A 16,642-nucleotide genomic window follows, 5' to 3' on the forward strand; every position below is an offset into this window, starting at 1 on the left:
GGGGTCGACAAGGGGAGGTTCAGCGGACACCCTGGCGGGGTACTCATCCTTTGAACGTTCCAAGGGAGGGTCTACGTGGTGGAGGAAGTCGTGGAGAGCTGGCCGGGTCAGGCATATCCGTTGGGGGCGACGTTCGACGGGAGCGGCACCAACTTCGCGATCTTCAGCGAGGTCGCCGAGAGGGTCGAGCTGTGCCTCTTCGACGCGGCCGGCGAGGAGACGCGCGTCGAGCTCACGGAGGTCGATGCCTACGTCTGGCACTGCTACCTGCCGTCGGTGCAGCCGGGGCAGCACTACGGCTACCGCGTGCACGGACCGTGGGACCTCGAGAAGGGCCAGCGCTGCAACCCCAACAAGCTGCTGCTGGACCCCTACGCCAAGGCCACGGCCGGCGACATCGAGTGGGACCAGTCGCTCTTCGGCTACGACTTCGGCGACCCCGAGTCGCGCAACGACGAGGACTCCGCCGCCCACATGATGAAGAGCGTCGTGATCACGCCGTTCTTCGACTGGGAGGGCGACCGCCGCCTCGACATCCCCTACAACGAGTCGGTCATCTACGAGGCCCACGTCAAGGGGCTGACCCAGCTGCACCCCGACCTGCCCGAGGAGATCCGCGGCACGTACGCCGGGCTCGCGCACCCGGCCGTCACGGAGCACCTCACCAAGCTCGGGATCACCGCGATCGAGCTGATGCCGGTGCACCAGTTCGTCCAGGACAGCACGCTGCTCGAGAAGGGGCTGCGCAACTACTGGGGCTACAACACGATCGGCTTCTTCGCGCCCGAGGCGTCGTACGCCGCCAGCGGCGAGGGCCAGCAGGTCCAGGAGTTCAAGTCGATGGTGAAGGCCATGCACATGGCCGGCATCGAGGTCATCCTCGACGTGGTCTACAACCACACCGCCGAGGGCAACCACCTGGGCCCGACGCTGAGCTTCCGCGGCATCGACAACGAGGCCTACTACCGCCTGGTCGAGGACGACCAGCAGTTCTACATGGACTACACCGGCACCGGGAACTCCCTCAACGTCCGGCACCCCCACTCGCTGCAGCTGATCATGGACTCGCTGCGCTACTGGGTCACCGAGATGCACGTCGACGGCTTCCGCTTCGACCTCGCCTCCACGCTGGCGCGCGAGTTCTACGAGGTCGACCGGCTCGCGACGTTCTTCGAGCTCGTGCAGCAGGACCCGGTCGTCAGCCAGGTGAAGCTGATCGCCGAACCGTGGGACATCGGCCCCGGCGGCTACCAGGTCGGCGGCTTCCCGCCGCAGTGGACGGAGTGGAACGGCGCCTACCGCGACTCGGTCCGCGACTTCTGGCGCGGCGAGCCCGCGCTCGGCGAGTTCGCGTCCCGTCTGGCCGGTTCGTCCGACTACTACGAGCACTCCGGCCGTCGGCCGGTGGCGAGCATCAACTTCGTGACCGCCCACGACGGCTTCACGCTCCGCGACCTCGTGTCCTACAACGAGAAGCACAACGACGCCAACGGCGAGGACAACAACGACGGCGAGAGCCACAACCGGTCCTGGAACCACGGCGTCGAGGGACCCACGGACGACCCGGAGATCCAGGCGTTCCGGGCCCGCGAGCAGCGCAACTTCCTCGCGACCCTGCTGCTCAGCCAGGGCGTCCCGATGATCCTGCACGGCGACGAGATGGGCCGGACCCAGGACGGCAACAACAACACCTACGCCCAGGACTCCGAGATCGCCTGGATGCACTGGGACAAGGCCGACAAGCCGCTCATGGAGTTCACGTCCGCGCTGATCCGGCTGCGGCGTACGCACCCGACGTTCCGTCGCAAGCGCTTCTTCACCGGTACGACGGTCCGCACCGGCGACGGCGAGCGCCTCAACGACATCGTGTGGCTGCACCTCGAGGGCCGGCCGATGGAGGACGGCGACTGGGACGGTGGTGCGCAGGCGATCGGGATGTACCTCAACGGCGACGGCATCGCCGGCAAGGACGCCCGCGGCCAAGCGATCAGCGACGACCACTTCCTGATCTACTTCAACGCCGACGGCCCCGCGGAGGTGACCCTGCCCCCGGAGGAGTACGCCGCGGCGTGGGACATCGTGATCGACACGGGCGGCTCGGCCGACGAGACCGAGGTCTGCAAGGCCGGCACGACGATCCACATGGAGCACCGCAGCCTGATCGTGCTCCGGGAGTTCACCGAACCCGAGGCCGAGCCGGACCACTCGGTCGCCGCGTCGGTCGCCGCACTGACCCAGAACTCGTGAGCGCGATGAAGGCTCCGGTCAGCACCTACCGGCTCCAGATCACCGAGGACTTCGACCTGTTCGCCGCCGCCGGGCGGTTGCGCTACCTCCACGACCTCGGGGTCGACTGGGTCTACCTGTCGCCGCTCCTGGCGGCGGAGCCCGGGAGCACGCACGGGTACGACGTGGTCGCGTTCGACCACGTCGACCCGTCCCGGGGCGGGGCCGAGGGGCTCGGCACCCTCGCGGCCGAGGCGCGCCGGCTCGGCATGGGGGTGCTCGTCGACATCGTCCCCAACCACGTCGGCGTGGCCACCCCGGCCGAGGACGCGTGGTGGTGGGACGTGCTCCAGCACGGTCGGGAGTCCGAGCACGCCACGGCGTTCGACATCGAGTGGGGCGCCGGCGACGGTCAGCTGCTGATCCCGGTCGTCGGCGACGGCGACGAGGACGCGATCCAGGTCAAGGGCGGCGAGCTCTGGTACCACGACCTGCGCTTCCCGCTCGCGCCCGGCACCAGCACCCACGAGGAGCAGCACTACCGTCTCGTCAACTGGCAGGAGGCCGACGACAACCTCAACTACCGACGCTTCTTCGCGGTCAACAGCCTGGCCGCGGTCCGGGTCGAGGACCCGGAGGTATTCGCCGAGACCCACATCGAGATCCGGCGCTGGTTCGACGAGGGGCTCGTCGACGGGCTCCGGGTCGACCACCCCGACGGCCTGCGCGACCCGAAGCGCTACCTCGACGACCTGGCCCTGCTGACCGGTGACGCGTACGTGCTCGTCGAGAAGATCCTCGAGCCCGGCGAGTCCCTGCCCGCCGACTGGGCGACCCAGGGCACGACCGGCTACGACGCGCTCGGTCTCGTCGACCGCGTGCTCACCGACCCGGCCGGGCAGCAGCCCCTCGACGAGCTCGAGACGCGGTTGCGCGGACACTCGGTCGACTGGGCCACGATGATCCACGGCACCAAGCGCGAGGTCGCCGACGGCATCCTGCACTCCGAGGTCCGGCGGATCACCCGAGAGGTCCGGCGGATGACGACCGAGGCGCCGTTCACGGCCGTCGAGGACGCGATCGCCGAGCTGCTCGCCTGCTTCCCGGTCTACCGGTCCTACCTGCCCGAGGGCCTGGAGCACCTGGAGCAGGCGTTCGCCCTGGCGCGGGAGCACCGGCCCGACCTGGCGCCGACGTACGACGTCCTCCACCCGATCCTCAGCGACGGCTGGTCGCCGCCGGCCCGACGCTTCCAGCAGACGAGCGGGATGGTGATGGCCAAGGGCGTGGAGGACTGTGCGTTCTACCGCTTCTCCCGGCTCACCTCGCTCAACGAGGTCGGCGGCGACCCGAGCGTCTTCTCGGTCGGCGTCGACGACTTCCACTCCGCCATGGCGACCCGGCAGGCCGACTGGCCGCACGCGATGACCACGCTCTCGACCCACGACACCAAGCGCGGCGAGGACGTGCGCGCCCGGATCACCGCGCTGGCCGAGGTCCCCGAGGTCTGGGCGGCCGCGCTCGAGGAGCTCCTCGAGCTGGCGCCCCTGCCCGACCCGGGGTTCGGATCCCTGCTGTGGCAGGCGATCCTCGGCGCGTGGCCCGCGTCGCGCGAGCGCCTGCACGGCTACGCCGAGAAGGCGATGCGCGAGGCCGGCGACCGCACCACCTGGACCGACCCGGACGAGGCCTACGAGGCCGCGGTGCACGCCGCGGTCGACGCGGCCTTCGACAGTGACGGCGTACGACGCGTGCTCGACCGCCTGCTCGCGGCGGTGGACGAGGCCGGCCGGTCGAACGCGCTGGCCGCCAAGCTGGTCGCCCTCACCATGCCCGGCGTGCCCGACGTCTACCAGGGCAGTGAGCTGTGGGAGCAGTCCCTGGTCGACCCCGACAACCGGCGACCTGTCGACTTCGACCACCGCGCCGAGGTGCTGGCCGGCACGGCCGAGGACGACGCCGCGGCCAAGCTGCAGCTGACCCGGGCGGCGCTGACCCTGCGACGAGACCGGCCCGAGCTCTTCACGTCGTACGCCGCCGTGCCGGCCACCGGACCGGCCGCCGCGCACGTGCTCGCCTTCGACCGCGGTGGCGCGATCACCGTCGCGACCCGGCTCCCGGTCGGGCTGGCCGCTCGCGGCTGGGACGACACGGAGCTGACGCTGCCCGCGGGATCGTGGCGCGACGTCCTCACCGACCGCCCCGCATCCACGTCACTGGCCGAGCTGCTCTCCGAGCACCCGGTCGCCCTGCTGGTGAAGGAAGACGCATGAGCTACGGACCCTTCGACGTCTGGGCCCCCCGGCCAGCGCGCGTGCGGCTGGTCGCCGCCGGCGAGACCATCGACATGGTCAAGGACGAGGACGACTGGTGGTCGCCGGTCGGACCCGTCCCGGACCCCGAGGGCGAGGAGGTCGACTACGGCTACCTCCTCGACGACGACGAGACGCCCCGGCCCGACCCGTGGTCGCGCCGCCAGCCCGACGGGGTGCACGGGCTGTCCCGCACCCACGACGCGACGCTCCACGAGTGGCAGGACTCCGGCTGGACCGGCCGCCAGCTCGCGGGCACCGTCATCTACGAGCTCCACATCGGGACCTTCACCCCCGAGGGCACCTTCGACGCCGCGCTGACCAAGCTCGACCACCTGCGCGACATCGGTGTCGACTTCGTCGAGGTGATGCCGGTCAACGCCTTCAACGGCACCCACAACTGGGGCTACGACGGGGTGCTGTGGCACGCCGTCCACGAGGGGTACGGCGGTCCCGCGGGCTACCAGCGGTTCGTCGACGGCTGCCACGCCGCGGGCCTCGGTGTCATCCAGGACGTGGTCTACAACCACCTCGGTCCCTCGGGGAACTACCTGCCGCTCTTCGGTCCCTACCTCAAGAGCGGCAGCAACACCTGGGGCGACCTGGTCAACCTCGACGGCGCCGGCTCCGACGCCGTACGCCGCTACATCCTCGACAACGTCCAGATGTGGCTGTCGGACTACCACGTCGACGGGCTCCGGCTCGACGCCGTGCACGCGCTCGAGGACTCCTCCGACGTGCACCTGCTCGAGGAGATGGCGGTGGAGGTGGCCGCACTCTCGGCACACCAGCGCCGTCCGCTGACGCTGATCGCCGAGTCCGACCTCAACGACCCGACGCTCGTGACCCCGCGCGAAGCCGGCGGCTACGGGCTCGACGCCCAGTGGAGCGACGACTTCCACCACGCCGTCCACGTCGCACTGACGCGGGAGACGACCGGCTACTACGCCGACTTCGAGCCGCTCGACGCGCTGGCGAAGGTCATCGAGCGCGGCTTCTTCCACGACGGCACCTACTCCTCCTTCCGCGGACGCGACCACGGCCGCAAGATCGACACCGACAAGATGCCGAGCTGGCGGCTCGTGGTCGCGAGCCAGAACCACGACCAGATCGGCAACCGCGCCGTCGGCGACCGGATCACCGAGACGCTCGACGACGACCAGCTGGCGTGTGCTGCCCTGCTGACGATGGCCGGCCCGTTCACGCCGATGCTCTTCCAGGGCGAGGAGTGGGCGGCGTCGACGCCGTTCCAGTTCTTCACCTCGCACCCGGAGCCGGAGCTCGGCAAGGCCACGGCGGAGGGCCGGATCGCGGAGTTCGAGCGGATGGGCTGGGACCCGGCGGTCGTGCCCGACCCGCAGGACCCCGAGACGTTCGTGCGCTCCAAGCTCGACTGGGCCGAGCTCGACACCGGTCGCCACGCCCGGCTGCTCGACGTCTACCGCCGGCTCGCCGCACTCCGCCGCGAGCTGCCCCAGCTGAGCGACCCGTCCTTCGCCAACAACCTCTGCCTGGTCGACGACGACGCGCGGCTCTTCGAGATGTGGCGCGGCGACATCCACCTCGCGCTCAACCTCGGCGACGCCGAGGTCGTCGTCGAGCTGGACGGTCCGGGCGAGCTCCTCTTCGAGACCGGCGCGGGCGTCAGCCTGGACGGCGTACGCCTGGTCCTGCCGCCGCACGCCGGCGCCGTGGTCGGCTGAGCGTCAGCCCGCGAGGGTGCTCAGGTCGACGATCTCGTCGTCGGGCGGGGCAGCGACGTCGAACTTCTCGTCGAAGGCGGAGAAGGTGACGCTGCCGGTGTCGTCGCCCTCGGTCTTCTCGACCTTCACCAGGTAGTGCGGGTCGTCGGTCAGCACGTAGCCGGTCGAGGTCCCCTTGGAGTCCTTGTTGTCGACCTTGACGACCTCCTGGCCGTCGACCTCGTCGGTGCCGGTCTTCGTGTACGTCGAGTCACCGGACTCGGTGTCGTCCTTGAGGAGGTTCTCGAGGAGGCTGCTGACGTCGCAGAACTCGTCGAACGAGTCGTCCTCGGCGGGCAGCACGACCCAGTTGTCGCCGACCAGCGAGATGATCTGGTCGGCGGAGTCGCCGGCCGAGGTGCGCCAGAAGGCCTCGTTGGGCTTGATCCAGACGGTGCCGTCGACGCCGAGGAGCTCGGCGGTGCCGTCGTCGACCGCGATGGAGCCGGTGCAGTTGCCGTCCTCGCCGACCTGCAGGTCGAGGGTCGTGTCCTTGCCTTCGGACGTGATGGTGCCTGACACCTTCAGGGAGGTCAGGTCGGCCATGTCGGCCTTCGCCGTCTTCGCGATGTCCTCGGCCGACTTGTCGCCGAAGCCGTTGTCGTCGCTGCCGCCGCTGCAGGCCGTCAGGCCTGCGGCGAGTCCCGCACCGGCCAGGATCAGTCCGATCGTTCTCACGCGTCCTCCTCGAGTAGGCGACCCACCGTGCCAGACGGCCGGTGGGTAGTCACGGACGATCGGACCACCTTGACGCAGAGAAATGGGTCCGAACGTCCGTGACTATCCCAGCAGAGAGTCGACCCACTCCGGCACCAGCACCGATGCCGACCCGTGACGGGCCTCGTGGAAGAGGTGGGTGCCGTCGCTCGGGACGAGGTTGAGCTCGAGCGTGCGGGCGCCGTGGTCCGCGGCGTACTGCACGAAGCCGGCGGCCGGGTAGACCGCGCCGGACGTGCCGATCGAGACGAACAGGTCGGCGCGCTCGAGGGCGACCAGGATCCGGTCCATCTCGTAGGGGATCTCGCCGAACCACACCACGTCGGGCCGCAGCTCGCTGACCCCGCAGCGCGGGCAGGGCGGGAAGTCGACGAGGTCGCCGAGCCACTCGATGCGGGCGCCGCACCCGCGGCAGAGCGCGGAGCGCAGCTCGCCGTGCATGTGGAGGACCCGGGTCGCGCCGCCGCGCTCGTGGAGGTCGTCGATGTTCTGCGTGACGACGAGCAGGTCGTCACCGAGGCTGGCCTCGAGCCGCGCCAGGGCGAGGTGGGCCGGGTTGGGCTCGACGGCGTGGAGGGCGGCGCGGCGGGCGTCGTAGAACCGGTGCACCGCGGTCGGCTGGTGGTCGTAGGCCTCCGGCGTCGCGACGTCCTCGACCCGGTGGCCCTCCCAGAGCCCGTCGGCGTCGCGGAAGGTCGGGACGCCGCTCTCCGCGGAGATCCCGGCGCCGGTGAGGACGACGATCTTCATCGGGACATCATCGCCGAGGCTCGGCGTACAGCGTCACGGCGTAGCCGTCCGCCGGGTCGAAGGCGCCGCCACCCCAGGTGCCGTAGCGCGTGACGGGGTCGAGACCGTGCGCACCGAAGGCGGCGTCCACGTCGGCGAGCGGGGTGACCGGGCAGTCGCCCGGCAGGTGGGCGGCGTCGATGCCGTAGCCGCAGACCACGACCCCGCCGGGGACCAGGTGGTCGACGAGCCGCTCGACGGCGTCGGGCAGCGTGCCGGGCTCGAGCAGGGGGATGGTGTTGCCGGCGACCAGCACCACGTCGAACTCCTCACCCAGGTCGAAGGAGGCCAGGTCGCCGAGCCGCCAGTCGAGTCCGGGCGCCTCGGCCCGCGCGACGTCGAGCATGGTCGCGTCGACGTCGACCCCGACCACGTCGTACCCCAGCTCCGCCAGGCGTACGGCGACCCGCCCGGTGCCGCAGCCCGCGTCGAGGATCCGCGCGGGCGGTGCGACCAGGTCACCGACGAAGGTGGCCTCCCCGTGGATGTCGTCGCCGCGCGCGGCCATCGCGCGGAACCGCTCGGCGTACGTCGTGGCGTAGTGATCGCCCACGGTCTCCCGGGCGATCCGCTCCCAGCGGCTGGTCATGCGGTCCTGCGCCGGCTGGCTTGGGACTTGAACTCCTGGATGAAGAGCCGGTGGATCGAGTCGCTGTCGAGGGCCCCGCCGACGGTGCGCAGATCACCGCGGGCCAACCGCTCGCAGACCCGCAGCCAGGCCTGGCCCATCGCGAAGGTGAAGGTGCCGGCGATCGTGGCGTTGATCCCGCCGGCGACCGCCGTACCCGCGCCGGGCACGAACTTGATCAGGTTGCCCACGAGCGAGCGCCCCATCGTCGTCGCCGCTGCGGTCGCGGCCATCGACGCGGCCGTCGAGCGCTCGATGGAGATCCCGTAGGTGACGGCGATCGACGCCATCATCGTCAGCTGGAGGGGGACGAGGATGGCGGCGTCGGAGAAGGGGATGGGGGAGGCTCCGGCGGTCGTCGCAGCACCCGTCGCGAGCTTGATCGCAGCCTCTGCGCGATCGCGCTTGCGCTGGAAGTCGATGGTCTGCGCCGCCGTGAGAGCGTGGGCCACTCCGTCCGGAGCACCGCGAAAGGTGGCATCGAGGACTTCCTGCAGCCCGTACGCCGTCTGCCCGCTGAACTCGTCCTCGAGCGCCATCGTGTAGTGGATCAGCCCGTCGGCGATCGGCAGCCCGAGGTCGGCGATCCGGGCGGCGAGCGCCTCGGCGTCCGGGTGGACGCGGTCCCCCGACCGGGGCACCTGGGTCAGCACCAGGATCACCGGGAGACCGAGGCCGTGGAGCGCCCGGATGAAGTCGGCCTCGGTGTCCTCGAACCGACGGTCGCCGGAGCGCACGCAGTACCAGGCGACGTGGATCTGGTCGGCGAGCGGCTTGCGACGCATGTCGCGCAGGTAGTCCTCGAGCTCGGCGATCAGCGCCGCGTTGTCGCGCCCGACCTCGAGCCCGCGGGTGTCGAGCACCCCGAGCGTGCCGCTCTGGTGGAGGTAGAGGTGCTCGGCGCGGGTGACGGGTGCACCGATCCCGGTGGCCGCGATCTCGGTGCCGAAGATCGCGTTGACCAGGGTCGACTTGCCCACGCCCGTCTTGCCGAAGATGGCCAGGTTGAAGCGGCCGATCTCCTCGGCCTTGTCCTTCCAGGCCCTGGAGAAGGCCTTCCCGAACCAGTCGTCGGTCGCGCTCGGCAGCTTTGCCATGTGCCCAGCGTCTCAGGAGTGCGCAAGAGTGTGTCCCGTGGACAACCAAATGGTGCGCGTGCACAACTTCGTGGTCTCCAGCGACGGGTACGGCGCGGGCGAGGGCCAGAGCCTCGAGACGCCGTTCGGCCACGCCAACCCGGGCGAGCTGATGGCCTGGGCGGGCGCGACCGCGAGCTGGCCGAACCGCGCGGACCCCGGCGGCAGCCGCGGCCTCGACGACTACCTGGTGCGCGACTTCCACCGCAACATCGGCGCCGAGATCATGGGCCGCAACAAGTTCAGCCCCTACCGCGGGCCGTGGGAGGACCACCCCGAGTGGGAGGGCTGGTGGGGCGAGGAGACGCCGTTCCACACCCCGGTCTTCGTGATGACCCACCACGAGCGGCCGCCACTGACGCTGACCGACACGACGTTCCACTTCGTCACCGGCTCGCCCGAGGAGGTCCTGGCACAGGCCTTCGAGGCCGCCGACGGCAAGGACGTCCGGCTGGGCGGTGGCGCGACGACGATCCGCGAGTTCCTCGACGCGGGTCTGATCGACACGCTGCACGTCGCGGTCTCCCCCGTCGAGCTCGGCGCCGGTTCGCGCTTCTGGAGCTCGCCCGACGACCTGCTCGACCGCTACCACCGCGACGTCGTGCCCAGCCCCGGCGGCAGCGTCGTGCACCACCTCTTCTGGCGGGACTGACGTCTCGGGACCGGTGCAGGTCGAGGATCACGCTGGAGCGTCGCGACGCGTGAGGTCCTACCTGCCGAGCGACCCGTAGCCCGGGACCTGGTCGTCGCCTGCCCCGCTGACCTCGACGAGGTAGCGACCCGGCTCCAGGGCCAGCTCGACCGAGGCGGGGTCGCCGCCCGATCCGGTCTGGGACGCCAGGACGGCTCCGGACGGGTCGCGCAGGACGAGGCGAGGTTCGAGGTCTGCGACCGGAGGGCCGACGGCGTTGCCGAGGACGAGCGTGACGGTAGCCGGGCTCCGCACGACGACCTGGACCCGGTCGACGTCGTCCGGCGCGCTGATGGTCCCGGCGAGCTGGCCGGCGTCCTCGAGAGCCCGGAGGTCCGGCTCGTCGACGGCCCGGCCGGCGTGTGCCGCGATGATGTCGAGGTCGTCCTCGTGGTTGTTCGCGTCGGGGTAGTCGCCGTTGCTCCACTGGCTGTAGGCGTCGGCGTACGGCGCGCCCATGAGAGGGCCCCAGGTGCCGTTCCCGGTGGTGTAGCCCGAGTTGCTCGTCGGCGACTCCGGCAGGACGCCGTCGTGCCACAGACCGAAGGTGTGACCGACCTCGTGCGACGCCGCGTCCGCGAGGTACGTGGCGCTGGTGAGCATCGCTCCGGTGGCGAAGACGAAGGCGGGCTCGTCGACGCCTCGTGGGGTGATGAGCACACCAGTACTGCCGATCTGCGCCACACCGCCCGTGAGCCGGGTCGAGTACCACGCGTGGTCGGGGCTGATGACGACGCGGACGCCGTACCTCGGGTCCCCGGGCCGTCCGTAGCGCAGGGCGGCGGTGCCGGGCGGCTGGGTGGTGACGTCGACGGCGAACGGCGAGAAGTCCTCGGCGACGGCGAGCCAGACCTGCTGGATCCACGCGTCCTCGGTGGTGCTCCAGCTGGTGGGGTCGCCGTCGAGGTCGAACGGGGTCGAGTCGATGACGTCACCACCGGTGTAGGCCTCGTTCCACCGGGTGTTCTCGGTCGTGCTGCCCGTGAAGTCGAGATAGATCGTCACCGCAGCACGCGCGCGGGTGTGCAGACGGAACGTGCGCGCCGCGGGTCTGACCAGCGCCACGTGGGCACGGGCAGCTGCTCGGGGTGGTTGCGGGTCCCGCATGACGACCGAGGCGGGCGACGCCGACGGCTGCGCCGTCACCGCCCGGGGTGATGGCGAGGGGAGGACCCCGACGCTCAGCAGGCCCACGGCCGACAGCCCGGCCACCCACGCGCGGACCGCGGTGCTCATGGCGTGAGCCAGGAGCCGCGGCACGGCGTGGGGGTCGAGGTGGGGTCAGCGGTCATGACCTCACTGTGTGCGGCCCCTGAGGGTGCCGGGCAGGGGCCGACGACTCGTCCTGGCTAGTACGTCGGTGCCATCTTCATGCAGTGCCGGAAGTCCTCTGCACCACCACCGGCTAGTGGTACCAGGGGAACGGCGACCAGTCGGGCGTCTGCCTCCGGCGGGGCTGACGTCGCGAGCCGATCACGGTGGGCAGCCGCCGCCCCGCTCGATGCTCGTGCAGCTGTCCCCCGGGTAGCGGTGCAGGTCGGCGGTGTCTCTGCCGGGACCGCCGTCGTAGGAGCGCTGGGCGGTTCGGTCCAGGTCCGAGGCAAAGCTGAGGTGCGTCGCCACGGTGTCGTCGCCGACTCCGAGGTGGACCGTGATGTCGTTCGGGCTCTGGAACGAGGCCCGGTCGTCGCCGGCGCCGGTAGCGAGCGTGACCGAGTGGAACGCGCCAGCGATGACCCTGTCGGACCCGCCGCCCGTCGTGACGGTGAAGTCGTCGTACGGCTGGGACTCGTCATAGCGGAGCGTGGTCAGACGGATCTCGTCGGCGCCGTCGGTCCCGTGCACGCTCACCGTCTGGCCGGTAGGCGCCTCGACCCACCAGGGGCCGTCGACTCCGGTGACGGCACCCGTGACACCGTCGACGGTGACCCGCTCGGCGGCAAGGTCCGCGTGGACCTCGGATCCACGGGCTCCCAGGCGCAGGGAGTCGGTGCCCGTGCCGCCCTCGACGAGGTGGGTGGCGTCCCAGCCCCGGACCACCATGAGGTCGTCGCCTCCGTCACCCTTGAGGACCGCGTTGCCGCCGTCGGTGAGCAGTCCGTCGTCACCGCGTCCGCCGTGCATCTCCCCCTGGCCGCGGGTGTCCACCTCGTCGGGACCTGGCCCGCCGTGGCCTTCGTCGTCACCCTCCCGCAGGTCGATCAGGTCGTGGCCCCCGTCGCCGTAGACACGGTCGTCGCCGGTCGGACCGTCGCCTGCGAAGTCGGGATAGAACTCCGAGACGATGTCGCGCCCACCACCGGCGTGCACGAGGTCGTCACCGTCCTCGGGGTAGATGACGTCCTTCTCCCGGCTGCCCCGGATGACGTCGTCGTGACGGCTGCCGAGCGTGGTGATGTGGACGGGCGCCTTGCTCAGCACGAGGGTGTCGTGACCTTCGCCCGTGGCCACGCCCTTGGCCAGGTCGACGTGCACCGCGGTGGTGCTGTTGATCCAGGAGAACGTCTCGGTGCTGTCGCGGCTGGGCTTCTCCATGGAGCCGGACCGGGTCTCGGTGCCCTGGTCGAGCAGGTCGTCGCCGGGCCCGCCCTCGAGGGTGTCGCCGTCGTAGACGTAGAAGCCCTGGTTGGTAGCCGGCCGGTTGAGCTGCCCGTACAGCTGGTCGTCCCCCGGTCCGCCGATGAGGTGGTCGTCCCCGGTCCCGCCGCAGAGCAGGTCGTTGCCGCCGAGACCCGCGAGGGTGTCGTCACCGCCGAGACCGACGATCACGTCCCGGTGGGAGGTGCCGACCAGGTGATCCGGACCCGAGGTGCCCTCGATCGTCGCCCTCGCACCGTGGCAGGTGGGGGTGGCCGCCTCCGCCGGGCTCAGGAGCACCGAGGGCAGCATGGCCAGAGCGGCAGCGCCGGGAATGCCGGCAAGGCAGGCGCGGGAGTACGGGCTCACAGAGGTGCCGCCAGAGGTAGTAGAGGAAAGATCCAGGCTAGCCCGGGCGCATCGGACCGGCTCAGTAGTACCAGGGGAACGGCGACCAGTCGGGCTCGCGCTTCTCGAGGAACTGGTCGCGACCCTCGGCGGCCTCGTCGGTCATGTACGCGAGGCGGGTCGTCTCGCCGGCGAAGATCTGCTGGCCGACCAGGCCGTCGTCGATGGCGTTGAAGGAGTACTTCAGCATCCGCTGCGCGGTCGGCGACTTGCCGTTGATCAGCCGGCCCCACTCCAGGGCCGTGGCCTCGAGCTCGGCGTGCGGGACGGCGCGGTTGACGGCGCCCATCTTCACGCCGTCCTCGGCGGAGTACTCCTGGCCGAGGAAGAAGATCTCGCGGGCGAACTTCTGGCCGACCTGGCGGGCGAGGTACGCCGAGCCGAAGCCACCGTCGAACGAGCCGACGTCGGCGTCGGTCTGCTTGAAGCGCGCCTCCTCGGTCGAGGCGAGGGTCAGGTCGCAGACGACGTGCAGGCTGTGGCCGCCGCCGGCCGTCCAGCCGGGCACCACGCAGATGACGATCTTCGGCATGAAGCGGATCAGCCGCTGCACCTCGAGGATGTGCAGCCGGCCGAGCTTGGCCTTGTCGACCGTGTCGGCGGTCTCGCCCTCCGCGTACTGGTAGCCCGCGCGGCCGCGGATCCGCTGGTCGCCGCCCGTGCAGAACGCCCACTTGCCGTTCTTGGCGCTCGGGCCGTTGCCGGTGAGGATCACGCAGCCGACGTCGCTCGACGTACGCGCGTGCTCCAGGGTGCGCAGCAGCTCGTCGACGGTGTGCGGCCGGAAGGCGTTGAGGATGTCGGGCCGGTCGAAGGCGATCCGGACCGTGCCGTGCGCCTTCGCGCGGTGGTAGGTCAGGTCGGTCAGGTCCTCGAAGCCGGGGACGTCGTCCCAGGCGTCGGCGTCGAAGATCTCGGACACCCCGTCGATGGCGCTCATGGTCGGACCCTACCGACGCTGGAATATCGAGCAGACGAGTGGTCTTCTGGACTACATGACTCTTGAAGGCGAGTACGAGCCCAGCCCCGCTGACTGGGTGCGGGAGCAGGTCGAGAAGTACGAGGCCTCCGGCGGCAAGGAGGCCAACACCCTCCAGGGCCACCCCGAGTGGCCGATCGTGGTGATCACCTCGAAGGGTGCCAAGTCCGGCAAGCTCCGGAAGAACCCCGTGATGCGGGTCGAGAAGGACGGCGTCTACGCCGCGGTCGCGTCGAAGGGCGGCACGCCCGAGAACCCGACCTGGTACTACAACTTCGTCGAGCACCCCGAGGTCGACCTCCAGGACGGCCCGGAGCCGCACACCTACAAGGTCCGGGTGGCCGAGGGCGCCGAGCGGGCCGAGTGGTGGGAGCGCGCGGTCGCGCAGTACGCGCCGTACGCCGAGTACCAGGAGAAGACCGACCGCGAGATCCCGGTGTTCCTGCTCGAACGCATCTGATCGGCTCCACAATGCGGGAGTGACCACCGACACGCCCGCGCGCCGCTCGGCGCTCGCCGAGCCCACCGCGAACCCGCCGGGCCGATGGGTCGCGTTCGTGACCCTGGCCAGCATCGGCCTGTGGGCGGGGTTCTTCGGGCCCATCCAGGTGCTGCTCGCCCAGCAGGCGGAGGCGATCTCGGCCGACGACAAGAAGCTGATCCTGGCCGTCGTCACCGGCCTCGGCGCCTTCGTGTCGGTGGTGTGCAACCCGGTCTTCGGCGCCTTCTCGGACCGAACCACGCTGCGCGCGGGCCGACGGCTGCCGTGGGTGGTGGCCGGTGCGGCAGGGGGCGCGCTGTCGTTGTTGCTGCTCTCGGTCGCCGACAACGTCGTGGTGATGGCGCTCGGCTGGTGCGGCGTCCAGGCAGCGCTCAACGCGATGCTCGCCGCGGTGACCGCGACCGTCCCCGACCAGGTGCCGGTCGCGAGCCGCGGCAAGATCGGCGGCATCCTCGCGATCGCCCAGACCATCGGGGTGGTCGCCGGCACCGGCATCGCGTCGGCGACGGGCAGCATCGCGGCGGGGTACGTCGTGGTCGCGGCCGTCCTGGTCGTGCTGACGCTGCCCTACTGCTTGGACTCCCGCGACATCCCGCTCGCTCCGGAGGAGCGGCCGGCGGCGTTCGACTGGGGCGCGTTCCTCAAGTCGTTCTGGGTGTCGCCGCGGCAGCACCCCGACTTCGCGTGGGCCTGGCTGACCCGCTTCCTGGTCAACCTCGGCAACGCGCTCGGGCTGCTCTACCTCCTCTACTACATGCAGGACGTGCTCGGCTTCGACAAGGACGAGGCGGCCAACCGGGTCTTCCTGCTCACCGCGATCTACGCGGTCGTGATCATGGCGACCGCCGTGACCTTCGGCATCTGGAGCGACCGCAGCGGCAAGCGCAAGGTCTTCGTCATCTGGTCGGGCCTGGTCGGCGCGACGGCGTCGATGCTGCTCGCCTTCGGGCAGAGCTGGCCGGCCGCGATCGTCGCCGCGGTCCTGATGGGGGTCGGCTACGGGATCTACACCTCGGTCGACTTCGCGCTGATCACCCAGGTGCTCCCCGGCGCCGAGGACCGCGCCAAGGACCTCGGTGTCATCAACATCGCGAACGCCCTGCCCCAGGTCTTCGCCCCCGGCATCGCGGCGATCATCCTGCTCGTCGTCGAGGGGCTCGGCGGCGTGACCGAGACGAACGGCGACGGGTTCTCGACGGGCTACTGCGTGCTGTACGGCGGCGCGACGCTGGCCGCGATCCTCGGGTCGGTCTTCGTGACCCGGATCAAGTCGGTCCCCTGACCCGTCAGTGCGTGTGGGCCTTGGCGCCGCGGGTGATCGACATGGCGAGGCCGACCAGGTGGCCGAGGCGGGCGATCTCGGAGTCGAGGAACTCCGGGCCGCCGCGGCGGCCGATGACGACGATCTCGGACTTGTTGAGCCGGGCGCCGCAGTGGATGGCGTTCTCGTCGGCAGCGGCCAGGAGCTCGGCGCGCTCGATCTGGCTCCACCGCAGGTCACCGGGAGCGGCGGGGGTCGAGTAGACGACGCCGTCGGCCTTGCTCACCCGGGCGGCCCAGTCGGAGCGGAACGTGACCGGGAGCAGGTCGATGAGGCGGTCGAGCGCACCCTCGGGATCGGCGGTCAGCTCCTCGACGGCCTCGAGGTCGAGGAAGAGGTTGCCGCCGGGGCCGTACCTGCTGATCCACAGGACCTTCACCCCGTCGAGCGCGTTGCAGGCCGAGACCACCGAGTCGGGCATGGCCGTCGGCGCCATCTCGAGGAGGACATCGTCGACTGCGGTGCCGTCGTGGCGCTTCTCGACGATCTCGATCGCCTCGATGTCACCGCCGGCCTCACCGATGGTCGTCGCGACCCGTCCCAGGGAACCCGGGACGTCGGGCAGCTCCACGCGCAGCAAGAAGGGCATCACAGACTCCAATCTGGCTTCGACC

At 70.7% G+C, this 16,642-nt stretch carries 14 protein-coding genes; 6 read left to right on the plus strand and 8 right to left on the minus strand.

Annotation, left to right across the window (positions count from 1 at the left end):
* Nucleotides 1-90 precede the first annotated feature (90 nt).
* Genes glgX through treZ form a run of 3 tightly spaced genes read left to right on the plus strand, consistent with a single transcriptional unit; the run spans nt 91 to nt 6,241 of the window.
* Nucleotides 91-2,247: a glycogen debranching protein GlgX gene (gene glgX, locus ABLE68_RS06825; protein WP_348873236.1), complete on the plus strand. Its 2,157-nt coding sequence runs from the start codon at nt 91-93 to the stop codon at nt 2,245-2,247.
* Nucleotides 2,248-2,252: 5 nt separating this feature from the next.
* Nucleotides 2,253-4,499, plus strand: a complete 2,247-nt coding sequence (gene treY, locus ABLE68_RS06830) for a malto-oligosyltrehalose synthase (protein WP_348873237.1) — start codon at nt 2,253-2,255, stop codon at nt 4,497-4,499.
* Nucleotides 4,496-6,241, plus strand: a complete 1,746-nt coding sequence (treZ, locus tag ABLE68_RS06835; protein WP_348870561.1) for a malto-oligosyltrehalose trehalohydrolase — start codon at nt 4,496-4,498, stop codon at nt 6,239-6,241. The genes treY and treZ overlap by 4 nt, the downstream gene beginning before the upstream one ends.
* 3 nt (nt 6,242-6,244) lie before the next feature.
* On the opposite strand, the gene ABLE68_RS06840 is transcribed toward treZ, so the two are convergent.
* The 4 genes from ABLE68_RS06840 to ABLE68_RS06855 form a co-directional block, all read right to left on the minus strand.
* Entirely contained in the window at nt 6,245-6,958 is a 714-nt protein-coding gene (locus ABLE68_RS06840; protein ID WP_348870562.1) for a LolA-like protein, read from the minus strand.
* A gap of 102 nt (nt 6,959-7,060) precedes the next feature.
* Nucleotides 7,061-7,747 carry an NAD-dependent deacylase gene (locus tag ABLE68_RS06845; protein ID WP_348870563.1) on the minus strand — a complete coding sequence of 229 codons (687 nt, stop codon included), beginning with the start codon at nt 7,745-7,747 and terminating at the stop codon, nt 7,061-7,063.
* 7 nt (nt 7,748-7,754) lie between these two features.
* Nucleotides 7,755-8,375, minus strand: coding sequence for a class I SAM-dependent methyltransferase (locus tag ABLE68_RS06850; protein ID WP_348870564.1), 621 nt, complete (start codon nt 8,373-8,375; stop codon nt 7,755-7,757).
* Entirely contained in the window at nt 8,372-9,511 is a 1,140-nt protein-coding gene (locus ABLE68_RS06855; RefSeq protein WP_348870565.1) for a GTPase family protein, read from the minus strand. The genes ABLE68_RS06850 and ABLE68_RS06855 overlap by 4 nt, the downstream gene beginning before the upstream one ends.
* 37 nt (nt 9,512-9,548) lie before the next feature.
* On the opposite strand from ABLE68_RS06855, the gene ABLE68_RS06860 reads away from it, so the two are divergent.
* Complete coding sequence (locus ABLE68_RS06860; protein WP_348870566.1) at nt 9,549-10,202, plus strand: dihydrofolate reductase family protein; 654 nt, start codon at nt 9,549-9,551, stop codon at nt 10,200-10,202.
* Nucleotides 10,203-10,259: 57 nt separating this feature from the next.
* On the opposite strand, the gene ABLE68_RS06865 is transcribed toward ABLE68_RS06860, so the two are convergent.
* The 3 genes from ABLE68_RS06865 to ABLE68_RS06875 all read right to left on the minus strand — a co-directional run bounded on the left by ABLE68_RS06865 (nt 10,260) and on the right by ABLE68_RS06875 (nt 14,166).
* On the minus strand, nt 10,260-11,477 hold the full coding sequence (locus ABLE68_RS06865) for a zinc metalloprotease (protein ID WP_348870567.1): 1,218 nt from the start codon (nt 11,475-11,477) through the stop codon (nt 10,260-10,262).
* Between the two features lie 237 nt (nt 11,478-11,714).
* Nucleotides 11,715-13,187: a calcium-binding protein gene (locus ABLE68_RS06870; protein WP_348870568.1), complete on the minus strand. Its 1,473-nt coding sequence runs from the start codon at nt 13,185-13,187 to the stop codon at nt 11,715-11,717.
* Between the two features lie 61 nt (nt 13,188-13,248).
* A complete protein-coding gene (locus tag ABLE68_RS06875; RefSeq protein WP_348870569.1) occupies nt 13,249-14,166 on the minus strand; it encodes a 1,4-dihydroxy-2-naphthoyl-CoA synthase in 918 nt (305 codons plus the stop codon).
* A gap of 55 nt (nt 14,167-14,221) precedes the next feature.
* On the opposite strand from ABLE68_RS06875, the gene ABLE68_RS06880 reads away from it, so the two are divergent.
* Nucleotides 14,222-14,665, plus strand: coding sequence for a nitroreductase family deazaflavin-dependent oxidoreductase (locus tag ABLE68_RS06880; protein WP_348870570.1), 444 nt, complete (start codon nt 14,222-14,224; stop codon nt 14,663-14,665).
* A 19-nt stretch (nt 14,666-14,684) separates the two neighbouring features.
* Nucleotides 14,685-15,989, plus strand: coding sequence for an MFS transporter (locus tag ABLE68_RS06885; protein ID WP_348870571.1), 1,305 nt, complete (start codon nt 14,685-14,687; stop codon nt 15,987-15,989).
* A gap of 4 nt (nt 15,990-15,993) precedes the next feature.
* Here ABLE68_RS06885 and ABLE68_RS06890 read toward each other — a convergent pair whose 3' ends face one another.
* The gene (locus tag ABLE68_RS06890) at nt 15,994-16,617 is read right to left on the minus strand and encodes an ACT domain-containing protein (RefSeq protein WP_348870572.1); all 624 of its coding nucleotides are present in this window, start codon (nt 16,615-16,617) and stop codon (nt 15,994-15,996) included.
* Nucleotides 16,618-16,642 lie beyond the last annotated feature (25 nt).

Origin of the sequence: Nocardioides pollutisoli, assembly GCF_040045055.1 — a bacterium.
Taxonomy (GTDB): domain Bacteria; phylum Actinomycetota; class Actinomycetes; order Propionibacteriales; family Nocardioidaceae; genus Nocardioides; species Nocardioides tweenelious.